Genomic DNA, 12144 nt, shown 5'->3' on the forward strand with positions numbered 1-12144 from the left:
GGCGGTCATGGCGGAGGTAACGGCGGTGGGCACGGAGGAGGCAAGGGCGGACATAGCGGAAATGGTAAAGGCTTCGCAAGCGATCACGCTGGAAAGGCGACACGTGATCATGGCGTAAGCGGCAATCGGTACGGCAGCTCGCGCAACAGCGACAACGGTCATGGAACCACCACCTCGGGTATCGCTCACTCCAAGGATACTCGCGGTTTGTCCAAATCCACGGCCATCTCTGGAACGACTCCAGGCGATCATAATGCAAAAGGTCTCAGCAACGCTGTCGGCTCATCTTCAAAGAATGATCGATGATTTGAAAGCCTTTATGCGGTACCCGCTTTAGTGTGTAGAAAGCCCAGCGTGTGCTGGGCTTTTTTTGTGCCCGCGATGGCCTGGCGTCGACTGCGAATAGACAGGGCCCGATCATCAAAGGTGCACGGGCCATACGAGGGGGCTTTGCACTGTCAGCCAGGCTGAAGGGCAGGGCTGCAGGGGGTATGCCATGGGGCAGCGGAATCGAGGTGTATATGTTTCTGCTTCCTGGGCAGGAACGGTGTATCAAGCGTACCCAGCGCTATGGAAACCCAGCCGGCAAACTCACCTTGAGAGCGTGACCAGAACAAGCTAGAGCCGCACGCTGTGCAGAACTCGCGCACGACTGCTGGTGAAGAGGCAAAGCGCTTGATGCTGGTGGCACCGCGCACAATGCGCAGCATGTTGCGCGGTACGCTGCCGTACGAGGCGAACGCGGCTCCGTGGCTTTTGCGGCACTGGCTGCAATGGCAATGGCTCACTGCTTTGGGTGGGGTGAGTAACAGATAACCGACCGCTGCGCACAGGCAGCTTCCTTGGTATGTCTCGCTCATTGGCGCTTCCGTGCAGGAGGGAAGGGCCAGCGTAGCTGACCTGGCCTGGGTAGTCGACTGGCTGCTCGCGAGCCAGGGGAAGTTGCGGGCAAAAGAAAGCCCGCTGCTAGGCGGGCAAGGTCTATCACACGTAGGGGATGTAACTAATGTCTCGCACAGCGTGTGAAAAATTGGTCAAAGATGTGCAAACAGCTCATCAACGTCATGATGCGTGGGTATGGCGAGGCTGAGACCCCAGTGCGGCGGCGAATGCCTCGGGCGTCGGGCTTTCCTCCCATTGCGCAGTGGCTGGCGGCAACACCAGCCACGGTTGCTTGCGTCGTGTCCAGATGTGCGCAACCGGCTCGAAATGCTCTGACCCCTCCAGCATCCCGGCCCGCACCACACGCATGCCGGGCGCTGCTGTGGTCTCATTGAACAGCCGGGTGTGACACACGCCACAGGCATGCTGCCTGGACGTGTGCCCTTGGTGCTCACGCACGTAGGTCGCCGTTTCGCCCGCCACCCCTACCGCTGACGCTGCGCATAGCATATGCAAGGCGAATGAACTGCCGCTCCAGCGCTGACAGTTGAGGCAATGGCAGGCATACAGCGCGGGCAGTTGCTGCGCTGCGATTTCGACCTTGACGAGCCCACATTGGCATTGACCGGTGAATCTCATGCGTCGACTCCTTACAATGGCGCACGGAAAAGTACAGGGCACATGATCCCCTTTTCACACGCTTGGGCAGAAGAGCAAAAAAGGAGCAACCGTTGGTCAGGAATGTATGAACACCCTTGAATGGGAAAGCCAGCAGGTGTTCCTCGCGGTGTTGCGCTCCGGCAGCCTGAGCGGTGCTGCGAAGCTGTTGGGGATAGCACAAGCGACGGCTCGCCGACGCCTCGACAATCTTGAGCAGGCTCTGGGTTTGAGCCTGTTTACCCGCACGCCCATGGGCTTGACACCCACCAGCGGGGCGCGGCGCCTTATTGACCATGCCGAAGCCATGGATCTCGCTGCGCAAGCCTTCAACCGCGCGGCCAGCGCTGAAACATCGATGGACCACGGCACGGTAAGGCTGACCTGTGGCGAATTGCTGGGGGTAGAGGTACTACCCGCTCTACTGCAAAGCTTTCACTACAGCCACCCGGGGCTGAAGCTTGAGCTAAGCATTGGGGACGCACTGGAAGACATCGCCAGGCTGCAGTCGGATATAGCCGTACGCCTGATGCGCCCTATAGAAGCCGATATCGTGGCTCGGCGCGTCGGCAGCTTGCGGGTCGGTATTCATGCCAGTGCTGCCTGCCTGGCGCGTTACGGCGCCCCCGAGAGCCTGATGTCGTTGCGCCAGGGGCCGCTGATCGGGCCGGACAGACGCTCAGCCGACCTTCGCCGCCTGGTGGATGCCGGGCTGTGTGAAGCCGGCCAGCATTTCGTGATTGCCACCGATCACCACCTCGCGCAACTGGCTGCGCTGAAGGCGGGGCTGGGCTTCGGTCTGTGCCCGGCGCCCATCGCCCGAAGCCACGGGTTGGTACACGTACTGCCAGACAGTTTCGGCTTTGACGTCGATGTGTGGATCGCGATGCACAGTGACCTTCGCAAGATAAAACGGATCGTCAAAGCGTTCGAAGTGTTGGGTGACAAACTGCATCACTATCTGGAAGCAGATAGTCGCGGGCGCAAGCTCGCTTGCGGCGTGACTACCAGGTAATAGCGATGCCTCGCGCCCCAGCTCAATCAGACGCTGCGTGTTACGCCGCCATCGACCTTGATGTTCTGCCCGGTGATGTAGGCCGCACCTTCGCTGGCCAGAAATGCGATGGTGGCAGCGATTTCCTCGCTGGTGCCATAGCGCTTGAGCGGCACGCTGTCACGCCGTTGGTCGGTGGCCGGCAGGCTATCGATCCAGCCGGGGAGGATGTTGTTGATGCGCACGTTGTCCGCTGCGAAGTTGTCGGCGAAGATCTTGCTGAATGCGGCCAGGCCTGAGCGGAACACCGCCGAAGTCGGGAACAGCTCGCTCGGCTCGAACGCCCAGGCGGTGGAAATATTGATGATCACACCGCCCTTCTGGCGTTGCATGTAAGGCGTTACCAGACGCGTCGGGCGAATGACATTGAGCAGGTAGGTCTCCATGCCCTTGTGCCAGTCCTCGTCGCTGATCTCCAGGATGGGGGCGCGTGGACCGTGGCCGGCACTGTTGACCAGCACGTCGATACGGCCCCATTTTTCCACCACGGCCTCGACCAGGCGCTGCAAGTCTGCAACCGACTGGTTGCTGCCGGTTACCCCAATGCCGCCAAGCTCGGCAGCCAATGCCTCGCCTTTGCCGGAAGATGAGAGGATGCCAACCTTGAACCCGTCGGCGGCCAGGCGGCGTGCTGCCGCTGCGCCCATCCCGCTGCCACCGGCAGTGATAATCGCTACTTTTTCTACTGACATGCTGCCTCCCAAAAATTGAATGCCGTTACGTGAGTGCATTCACATTAGCAGTAGCTATTGCAGCGAGGGAGGTAGCTGAAATTGTCCGTGGCAGTAGATTAACTATCGGCAACTTGCTGTTTCAGCCACCGCTGTACCACGGTCAACGAATCTGGCTGCTGCATCTTGCGTGGCCATACCAGGTAGAACGACTTGTCGAGCCTCATCTGCTCAGCGAAGACCTGGGTCAGCCTGCCCGCGGCGATGTCATCACGGACGAATGCCAGGCTGGCCAGGGCAATGCCCTGGCCACCGATGGCTGCATCGATGGCCAATGAGGTCTGGTTGAACCGCAGATGCCTGGCTGTCGGTTGAGCATGCTGCGCAAACAGCTGTGCAAGGAACCTAGGCCAGAAATCATGGGCATCGTGAAGCATGACGAAGTCCTGCAGTTGCTCGAAGCTGACGGGACCTTCGTGCCCTTCAAGCAGCCTGGGGCTGGCCACGGCAACGATGCACTGTTCCATCAGGAGCTCGCTGTTCAGGCCCGCTCCAACTTCGGGCTGGCCATAGCGTACAGCGATGTCCACGCCATCGGTGTTGAAGTGGGAAAGCCTGTCCGTGGCCAGCACACGCAGATCGATGTCCGGGTGGCTCTGGGCAAAGTTGCCCAGCCTGGGAATGAGCCATTTCGAGGCAAAGGTCGGGGTAACGCTGACCGTAAGGTGTGCAGCTTGCGGCCTTAGCAGGCGGGTTGCCTCATCGATCATGGCCAAGGCACTGCGAATGCTGCCGCTGTAGCCCACACCCGCATCGGTCAACGCCAGACCGCGGGGCAGGCGCTGGAACAAACGAAGCGCCAAACTCGCTTCCAGCCCTCTTATCTGTTGGGCGACAGCTGCCTGGGTCACCCCCAGTTCCTCGGCAGCAAGGCGGAAGTTGAGGTGGCGGGCAACCACTTCAAACACACGGAGTGCATTGAGCGAAGGCAGTGCTGGGAAACCGTTTGGCATGACGATGGAGGGCCGGGCTGGAAAGTCTCACCGGCGAGGCTACTCCTTGAAACGCTGTAAAGAAACCCGTGTCGGCCCCCGGTTCGGGTGTGCGCATTTCAGATGGGTGGCTTGACTCGTGAAATTTTTCGTGTAATTTTTCATGAAAAATAACTCTAAAAATTTCACGGCAGTCCGAAACGATGAAGATGCACGAAGAGGTCGAAGCCCTCGCGATCCTTATTCACGACCTGCGCAAATTCAAGAACCTGACCCAAGGCGAACTGGCTGAGCGGATAAACCGCTCGGTCGACTTGCTGTCCCAGGTCGAACGCGCAGTGTCGCGCCCGACCGTTGCCGACCTGACTGCGATCAGCGAAGCGCTCGGCGTATCGACCGCCTACTTCTACAACCTGAGCAAGCTCCGCAGCATCCGACTGCTTCCAGCTGCGACCCCACGCGCAGTTCCGTTACGCCAACCTGATGGCAAAGCCCACCCGCGTGCTCTGGGTCTTCAATTGAATTCGTTCACCTCACAAGGATAAGAAGATGAGTGTCATCTTTCCGGATCTGCTGACTGAAGTGCGTTCGTTCCGGGCGCAGCACCCGGCAATACGCTATGTCGACCTGATTGCGCTGGACATTCCCGGGCACTTCTACGGCAAGCGTTATCCCATGGACATGCTGGAAAAAGTCGCAGCTGGCGCGCCGCTGAAGCTGCCGCAAAACTGCGTGCTGCTGGGGACCCAGGGTGGCCTCTACCCGATCGGTGACTACTGCTTCGCCGATGGCGACCCGGATGCCGCGCGGCGACTGGTCCCAGGTACCCTGAAGCCGGTGCGCTGGGAGAAGGAAGTGGTCGCCCAGATGCTGATAACGTCCGATGGCACCGCCGAGCCGATCGAGTTCGAGCCCCGTGAGGTGCTGGCCCGCGTGCTACAGCGCCTGGCCCGGCGCGGGATCCGCCCGGTAGTGGCGTTCGAACTGGAGTTCTACCTGTTTGACCGCAAGCTGGACAACGGCCTGCCACAGTACCCCCGCGACACGGCGACCGGCGACCAAGACGACCAGCCGAACATGCACATCGAGCGCCTGTCGCGGTTCTCGTCGGTGCTGCACGAAATGGTCGATGGCGCCAACGAGCAGGGCGTGCCGGCCAACGTCATCACCGCCGAACTGGGCCCAGGCCAGTTCGAGATCAACTTCTCGCACAGTGAAGATGCCCTCAGTGCGGCGGACTGGTCAGCGCTGTTCTGCCGCAGTACCCGCGGTATCGCGATGAAGCACGGCTATCGCGCCAGCTTCATGAGCAAGCCGTATCTGGATGCACCGGGCAGCGGCATGCACGTGCATGTCAGCCTGTATGACAGCGAAGGCAACAACATCCTGGCGAGCGCAGAACAACGCAAGCTGCGCCATGCGGTGGCGGGTTGCCTGGAGCTGTTGCCGCACTGCATGCCGATCTTTGCCCCCAACCACAATGCCTACCGCCGCTATGGGGCCATGGTCAATGCAGCGAGCAAGGCCAGTTGGGGCTTCGAGGATCGCGATGCGTGCATTCGCATCCCCGAGTCCGACCCGCGCAACCTGCGTATCGAACATCGCCTGGCCGGCGCGGACGCCAACCCGTACCTGGTGCTGGCGGCCATCCTGACCGGGATGGAGCACGGCCTGGACCGCGGCGTCGAACCCATTGCGCCACTGAATGACAACCGCCAGAGCGGCATCGATTTCCCCAAGGATGCCCTCAGTGCCTTGGCCGCGATGCGCCACCACCCGGTGCTCAACCAAGGTCTGGGCAGTGAGTTCGTGATGGTCTATTGCGAGAACAAATACCAGGAGCAACTGGACTTCATGCGCCACATCGATGCCCGCGAATACCGCTGGTTCCTGTAGCTGCAGCGGTTCGGACGACACCGTCAACCCCCACGTTTTCAACACCACGCGCAATACCGATTTGCCGGAGGAAGATATGCCACGTGTGCCCGTTATTGGCATTACCGCATGCACCAGCATGATTGAGCAGCATGCCACCCAGACCATCGCCGAGAAGTACGCGCGCGCGGCAGCCAAGGCAGCGTGTGGCCTGCCCATCGTGATACCCAGCCTGGGCGAACTGATGGACAGCGCCGATATCCTCGACGTAGTGGACGGGCTGATCTTCACCGGTTCGCCGTCCAACATCGAGCCGTTTCATTACAACGGTCCGACCAGTGCCGAGGGTACCCGGCACGACCCACTGCGAGATGCCACCACGTTGCCGCTGATGCGTGCGGCTATCGCCGCCGGCGTGCCGGTATTGGGCATTTGCCGAGGTTTTCAGGAAATGAACGTGGCGCTGGGGGGCACCCTGTACCAGAAGGTTCACGAGGCTGGCGTATTCATGGACCACCGCGAAGGCAAGGGCGAGCCGATCGAAAAGCAATATGGCCCTCGCCATACCATGCACGTACAGCCTGGCGGCCTGCTTGACCGCATGGGTTTGCCGGCGATCTTCGACGTCAATTCCATCCACGGCCAAGGCATTGATGTACTGGCCCCTGGGCTGAGGGTGGAAGCGTTGGCGCCGGACGGCCTGGTAGAGGCCATTTCGGTCGACAACGCCAAGGGCTTTGCCTTGGCCGTGCAATGGCACCCCGAGTTCCAGGTCATGGATAACCCGCAGTACCTGACCCTCTTCCAGTCGTTTGGCAAGGCCTGTCGGCAGCGCTCGGTGCTGCGCCAGCGGGTGTTGCTGAGTGCCTGAGCCGCGGCATTTCCAACCACAAGAAAGTACCCGCGTAGCACGGCTGCGCAAACTGATGGAGTGAAGACAATGAGTGAACAGAATTCGCAGACCCAGGCCTGGCAGGCGCTGAGCCGTGACCATCACCTGGCCCCCTTCAGTGATGTGAAACAGCTGGCCAAGAAGGGCCCGCGCATCATCACCTCGGCCAAGGGCGTGTACCTTTGGGACAGCGAAGGCAACAAGATTCTCGACGGCATGGCTGGGCTGTGGTGCGTGGCGGTCGGCTATGGCCGCGATGAGCTGGCCGAGGTTGCCAGCCAGCAGATGAAGCAGTTGCCTTACTACAACCTGTTTTTCCAGACCGCGCACCCTCCTGCGCTGGAGCTGGCCAAGGCAATTGCCGACGTGGCCCCGCAAGGCATGCGGCATGTGTTCTTCACCGGTTCCGGCTCCGAAGGCAACGACACCGTACTGCGTATGGTCCGGCATTACTGGGCACTGAAGGGGCAGGGCAGCAAGAAGGTGATCATTGGCCGTGTCAACGGCTACCACGGCTCCACCGTGGCAGGCGCCGCGCTGGGTGGCATGAGCGGCATGCACCAGCAAGGCGGGGTGATCCCGGATATCGTGCACATCCCGCAGCCGTACTGGTTCGGTGAAGGCGGCGACATGACCGAGGCCGAGTTCGGTGTGTGGGCAGCCGAGCAGCTAGAGAAGAAGATCCTCGAAGTGGGCGAAGACAACATCGCTGCCTTCATAGCCGAACCGATCCAGGGCGCCGGCGGCGTGATCATTCCGCCGCACAGCTACTGGCCGAAGGTGAAGGAGATCCTCGCCAGGTACGACATCCTGTTCGTTGCCGACGAAGTGATCTGCGGCTTCGGCCGTACCGGCAAGTGGTTCGGTAGCGACTACTATGACCTCAAGCCTGACCTGATGACCATCGCCAAGGGCCTGACTTCTGGCTATATCCCCATGGGCGGGGTGATCGTGCGTGACGAGGTGGCCAAGGTCATCAGCGAGGGTGGCGACTTCAACCACGGCTTCACCTATTCCGGCCACCCGGTGGCGGCGGCAGTGGCGCTGGAAAACCTGCGCATCCTGCGTGACGAGCAGATCATTGCGCAGGTACAAGAGAAGACCGCGCCCTATCTGCAGCAGCGCTTGCGCGAACTGGCCGACCACCCGCTGGTCGGCGAAGTGCGCGGGCTTGGTATGCTCGGTGCGATCGAACTGGTGAAAGACAAGGCCACCCGCACCCGCCATGAAGGCAAAGGCGTGGGCATGATCTGCCGCCAGCACTGCTTCGACAACGGCCTGATCATGCGCGCGGTGGGCGACACCATGATCATCGCGCCGCCACTGGTGATCAGCACCGAAGAGATCGACGAATTGGTGGAAAAGGCGCGTAAGTGCCTGGACCTGACCTACGAGGCTGTTCGCTAAGGACGGGCCTATCGTCCAGCCCCCGCGCGGCCGCTCCGGCGGGCGACCGCGTCGAGTGCTGTGTGAAGCACTTGCTTTGCGAATTGAATCCTGTACTTTTCAGGGCATTATTTTCCCGTCCGAAAGTCGCGATTCAACTATGAAAGTGCACGAAGAGATCGAAGGCCTGGCCGTACTGATTCGCGACCTGCGCAAGTTCAAGGGCCTGACCTTGGGCGAGCTGGCTCAGCGCATCGGCCGGTCGGTGGGTTTTCTGTCCCAGGTCGAGCGCGGAGTATCGCGCCCGACCGTGGCAGACCTGACGGCAATCAGCGAGGAGCTCGGCGTCTCCACGGCCTATTTCTACAAGCTGGACAAGCCCCGCGAACTCGACTGGGTCACCCGCCCTCACGAGCGCCGTACCCTGCACCTGGCGGGTGGCATCACCGATGTACTGGCATCCCCCACGATCAGTGGCGCGTTCTCCATGCTCGACAGCCACCTCGACCCGGGGGCTAGCAGCGGCGAGGAGTACCTGGATGACAGCTCGGAGCAGGGCTGCTTCGTGCTCGAAGGCGAGCTGACGGTGTGGCTGGACGGCGGTGAACCGGTAACGCTGCGCGCCAGTGACAGTTTCCAGTTGCAGCCTCATGCCAGCTTTCGTTATGCCAACCTCACCGACAAGCCCACGCGTGTGCTTTGGGTGTTCAGCTGATGGAAAGATGACCTGCAAACACTGTAGGGGCTGCATTTGTTATCCTTGCACCACGCAATCAACTTCAAGCAGTGAATTGAACGATGGGTTTTGAACAACTAGCAGAGCTACGCGACCGCCTGCGGGCGGAAAAACAGCAGGTAAAGGCCGAGAGCGCGAAACAGCCAAAGCGCAAGCCGTCCTCGCAGGCGAAGCCGCGTGAGCAGGATCCGGCGGTGGCTGCGATCTGGCCTTTGCAGAAGCATTTTCCGTTGGCCTTCCCGGTCAACCCGGCCCCCAAGGTGCCGCTCAAGGAGGGCATTTTCAAGGATGCCGAGCAACACCTTGAACTGCTCGGCCTAACCCGCGAACAGCTGAAGCTGGGTATTTCCACCTGGTGCCGGGGCTCCCGCTACTGGGCGAGTATGCAAGAGAACGCACCGCGCCTTGATTTGGCTGGCCAGGTTGCGGGTACCGTGACCGCCGCCCAGGCACTGCATGCCAAGCAACAAGCTTCGCGGCAGCGTAGCCAGGACCGCCGCAATCGGGCGAAGGCAAAAGCTCAGGCCCCGGTGGCCGACACCGCAGCGGTGCAGGCGGCCGACTGAATCCAGTCGCACGCTGCCCTTTGCCTGCCTGGACTGCCGCCGCTCGATGGAGCTGTCTCCAACGTGCGGGGGCAGTCCAGCCTGTGCAATCCAGCGCGGTGTCGCCTTCGTGGCCCCGCTCTGACACACATTACCTGGTGCTTCAATACTTCCACGTCACCGAAGCCGTCAGGTTGCGCGGAGCACCATAGCTGGCTGTGGTCGCGTTGTTATACAGCGACAGCAGGTACTTGCGGTCAGTGACGTTATTCAGGTTCAGCGACGTGCTCCAGTTGCTGTCGATGTCGTAGCTGGCCATCAAATCAACCAGGCCGTAGGCGTTCTGGTGGATGGCGCTGTTGCTATCGTTCTCGACTGCAGTCTGCCAGCTGAGGCGGGTGCCGACTTTCATCTGCGGCAGGCTCGGCAGCCGATAGGTGACCATGCCACGGAAACTGTGGGTGGGCACATACTTACGCGCCCGTTCGCCATTGTCATCGTCGATGCGCACATAGGTGTAGCCGCCTAGCACGTCCAGGCCGGGCATGACCTCGCCAGAGGCCTGCAGCTCGACGCCATGGCTTTTGTAGTCTTCGCCTGTGTAGATTTCCTGAATGCCGTTGTACCCCGCATCCACCGCCACGTTGCGTTGCTCGGTCTTGAACAGCGCTGCCGTCAGGTGCAGGCGCTCATCCATCACGCTGCCCTTGACACCCACCTCCATGCTCTTGCCTTCCAGCGGGTCGAGTACCGAATTATCGCTGCCCGACACATATTGCGGGTTGTAGATCTTGGTCCAGCTACCGTACACGCTCCAGGCATCGTTCAGGTCGTAGACCAGGCCTGTGTAGGGCGTGATCTTGCCGTGCTCGCGGGTGTCGTGCGCAGTGCCATAGCTATCGCCCTTGCCGTCGGCGCTGAGCATGCGAGCACCGGCGATCCAGTGCAGGTCATCGGCAAGGCTGAAGCGTGCCCCGGCGTACAGACTTTTTTGCGTGTCCTGAAAATTCTGCCCCAGGGTTTCGCTGGTGACGCCGAATGCGGGCATGGGCGTAGTACCCGCCAGAATCCCTGGGAACGAGGTCTGGAAGGCGCTAACGTGCTCCAGGTCTTCGTCGTACTCCTGGCCTTTCTGGTGCGTGCGGCCATAGGCGGCGCCGAAGGTCAGCTGATGCTCGCGTCCGAACAGGCTGAACGGGCCCTGCACTTTGGCCTCGCCCAGCAACTGGTGGGCTTCGCTGCGCGTATGGTTGGCATAGGCGTCGGCGACATCACCGGTGACCGAGCCAACGTAGAGCATGTTGGTGTTCTGTTTTTCCTGCACCCCGGTGGCGGTGAGCGTGGCGTTCCAGTCCTTGCCGAAATCATGCTTGAGCTCGACGAAGGCCCGCTGGGTGTGCAGGTTCCAGTAGGTCCAGGGTTGCCCGATGCTGTTGCTGCGCCCACTGTAGTGGATGGCATTGCCGTTGCTGTCCACCAGTGGCAGGTTGCCCCAGGTGCTGCCATTGGAGTCACTGTTGTGCTGGGAAAAGCCCACCGTCACGGTGTCGGCGTCGGACACGTCGAATGCCAGCAGGCCAGCGGCCACATTGCGCTCGTGGCTGTAGCGGTCCATCCACGAGTTGCCCTTGTCGTGGGAATAGATGAAGCGGCCACGCACATTGCCGCTGTCGGTCAGCGGGCCGCCGACGTCGATGTCGATGCGCCGGCTGTCCCACGAGCCGACGCTGGTGTCGACTTCCGCCTGGAAGGTGTCGGTGGGCCGTTTGCGCACGAAGTTGACCGTGGCAGACGGGTTGCCGGCACCGCTCATCAAACCGTTGGCGCCGTGCAGCACATCGATCTGCTCGTACTCCGCCAGGTCCTGGTCGCCCACCAGCGTGCTGCTGACGAAAGGCATGCCCATGCCGTCGTACTCGAAAGTGCCTATATCGAAGCCGCGCGAGGTGAACTCGGTGCGGTCGGTTTCGGTTTGCTCGACGGTTACCGAAGGTGCTGCCCGCAAGGCGTCCTTGATACCGGTGATCTTGAAATCGTCCAGTGCCTGGCGGGTGATGGTGGTCACGGCCTGTGGCGTCTGCCTGTCGGTAAGGCCTAGCTTGGTGGTGCTGGAAGAAGCCCGGCCCTCGTAGCCTTGGCTGATGCCATCAACAGGTTCGCGGGTGCTGTCGATCTGGGTTGCGGGCAGGGTCAGGTTGTCGGCAGCGTGAACGACGGGCAGGGCGCTGCATGCGCCGGCCAGCAGCAGGCGGGCGGGAAGGTGACGTTTCAAGGGGCGAGTCCTGGGGCGGGAAGTGATTGTGGCGTGTGCTCGCGATGATAATGAGAATCCAAACCAAATGATAATTCATCTTGATAAATAATTTTTCATGCTTGTTCACGTATCGCTAAGACGGGACGTGGCTGGCGTGGCCGAGTGGCATGTGTTTACCCGCGAAGAAGGAAACGGCCAAG

At 61.1% G+C, this 12144-nt stretch carries 12 protein-coding genes and 1 pseudogene; 8 read left to right on the plus strand and 5 right to left on the minus strand.

Annotation, left to right across the window (positions count from 1 at the left end):
• Positions 1-306, plus strand: a 306-nt coding sequence (locus DMX11_RS26285; RefSeq protein ID WP_110746976.1) for a hypothetical protein, incomplete at its 5' end; no start/stop codon positions are given.
• A gap of 152 nt (positions 307-458) precedes the next feature.
• Here the strand turns inward: DMX11_RS26285 and DMX11_RS22220 are convergent.
• Positions 459-860, minus strand: coding sequence for a GFA family protein (locus tag DMX11_RS22220; protein WP_110746886.1), 402 nt, complete (start codon positions 858-860; stop codon positions 459-461).
• A 202-nt stretch (positions 861-1062) separates the two neighbouring features.
• Positions 1063-1521, minus strand: coding sequence for a GFA family protein (locus DMX11_RS22225; protein WP_110746888.1), 459 nt, complete (start codon positions 1519-1521; stop codon positions 1063-1065).
• A gap of 106 nt (positions 1522-1627) precedes the next feature.
• Between DMX11_RS22225 and DMX11_RS22230 the strand changes: the two genes are divergently transcribed.
• Complete coding sequence (locus DMX11_RS22230) at positions 1628-2554, plus strand: LysR family transcriptional regulator (RefSeq protein WP_110746890.1); 927 nt, start codon at positions 1628-1630, stop codon at positions 2552-2554.
• A 26-nt stretch (positions 2555-2580) separates the two neighbouring features.
• Here DMX11_RS22230 and DMX11_RS22235 read toward each other — a convergent pair whose 3' ends face one another.
• Positions 2581-3285 carry an SDR family oxidoreductase gene (locus DMX11_RS22235; RefSeq protein ID WP_110746892.1) on the minus strand — a complete coding sequence of 235 codons (705 nt, stop codon included), beginning with the start codon at positions 3283-3285 and terminating at the stop codon, positions 2581-2583.
• A gap of 98 nt (positions 3286-3383) precedes the next feature.
• On the minus strand, positions 3384-4277 hold the full coding sequence (locus DMX11_RS22240; protein ID WP_110746895.1) for a LysR substrate-binding domain-containing protein: 894 nt from the start codon (positions 4275-4277) through the stop codon (positions 3384-3386).
• A gap of 182 nt (positions 4278-4459) precedes the next feature.
• Between DMX11_RS22240 and DMX11_RS22245 the strand changes: the two are divergent.
• From DMX11_RS22245 to DMX11_RS22270, 6 genes and pseudogenes are all read left to right on the plus strand, one after another.
• Positions 4460-4778 (plus strand): annotated as a pseudogene (locus DMX11_RS22245) (helix-turn-helix domain-containing protein).
• 27 nt (positions 4779-4805) lie between these two features.
• The gene (locus DMX11_RS22250; RefSeq protein WP_110746898.1) at positions 4806-6152 is read left to right on the plus strand and encodes a glutamine synthetase family protein; all 1347 of its coding nucleotides are present in this window, start codon (positions 4806-4808) and stop codon (positions 6150-6152) included.
• Positions 6153-6228: 76 nt separating this feature from the next.
• Positions 6229-7002 (plus strand): gamma-glutamyl-gamma-aminobutyrate hydrolase family protein, encoded by a 774-nt coding sequence (locus tag DMX11_RS22255; protein ID WP_110746979.1) that lies wholly within the window; start codon positions 6229-6231, stop codon positions 7000-7002.
• 69 nt (positions 7003-7071) lie between these two features.
• The gene (locus tag DMX11_RS22260; RefSeq protein WP_110746901.1) at positions 7072-8430 is read left to right on the plus strand and encodes an aspartate aminotransferase family protein; all 1359 of its coding nucleotides are present in this window, start codon (positions 7072-7074) and stop codon (positions 8428-8430) included.
• A 139-nt stretch (positions 8431-8569) separates the two neighbouring features.
• Positions 8570-9124: a helix-turn-helix domain-containing protein gene (locus tag DMX11_RS22265; protein ID WP_110746904.1), complete on the plus strand. Its 555-nt coding sequence runs from the start codon at positions 8570-8572 to the stop codon at positions 9122-9124.
• Between the two features lie 83 nt (positions 9125-9207).
• A complete protein-coding gene (locus tag DMX11_RS22270; protein WP_110746906.1) occupies positions 9208-9711 on the plus strand; it encodes a ProQ/FinO family protein in 504 nt (167 codons plus the stop codon).
• 142 nt (positions 9712-9853) lie between these two features.
• On the opposite strand, the gene DMX11_RS22275 is transcribed toward DMX11_RS22270, so the two are convergent.
• The gene (locus DMX11_RS22275) at positions 9854-11935 is read right to left on the minus strand and encodes a TonB-dependent siderophore receptor (RefSeq protein ID WP_110746981.1); all 2082 of its coding nucleotides are present in this window, start codon (positions 11933-11935) and stop codon (positions 9854-9856) included.
• Positions 11936-12144: the final 209 nt, after the last annotated feature.

Source organism: Pseudomonas sp. LB-090624 (assembly GCF_003205205.1).
GTDB lineage: Bacteria > Pseudomonadota > Gammaproteobacteria > Pseudomonadales > Pseudomonadaceae > Aquipseudomonas.

Excerpts from the sequence above, each read along its gene's own strand:
- DMX11_RS22220 (WP_110746886.1), bottom strand. The coding sequence starts at position 860 with ATGAGCGAGACATACCAAGGAAGCTGCCTGTGCGCAGCGGTCGGTTAT.
- DMX11_RS22270 (WP_110746906.1), top strand. The coding sequence starts at position 9,208 with ATGGGTTTTGAACAACTAGCAGAGCTACGCGACCGCCTGCGGGCGGAA.
- DMX11_RS22260 (WP_110746901.1), top strand. The coding sequence starts at position 7,072 with ATGAGTGAACAGAATTCGCAGACCCAGGCCTGGCAGGCGCTGAGCCGT.
- DMX11_RS22235 (WP_110746892.1), bottom strand. The coding sequence starts at position 3,285 with ATGTCAGTAGAAAAAGTAGCGATTATCACTGCCGGTGGCAGCGGGATG.
- DMX11_RS22230 (WP_110746890.1), top strand. The coding sequence starts at position 1,628 with ATGAACACCCTTGAATGGGAAAGCCAGCAGGTGTTCCTCGCGGTGTTG.
- DMX11_RS22240 (WP_110746895.1), bottom strand. The coding sequence starts at position 4,277 with ATGCCAAACGGTTTCCCAGCACTGCCTTCGCTCAATGCACTCCGTGTG.
- DMX11_RS22265 (WP_110746904.1), top strand. The coding sequence starts at position 8,570 with ATGAAAGTGCACGAAGAGATCGAAGGCCTGGCCGTACTGATTCGCGAC.
- DMX11_RS22255 (WP_110746979.1), top strand. The coding sequence starts at position 6,229 with ATGCCACGTGTGCCCGTTATTGGCATTACCGCATGCACCAGCATGATT.
- DMX11_RS22225 (WP_110746888.1), bottom strand. The coding sequence starts at position 1,521 with ATGAGATTCACCGGTCAATGCCAATGTGGGCTCGTCAAGGTCGAAATC.
- DMX11_RS22250 (WP_110746898.1), top strand. The coding sequence starts at position 4,806 with ATGAGTGTCATCTTTCCGGATCTGCTGACTGAAGTGCGTTCGTTCCGG.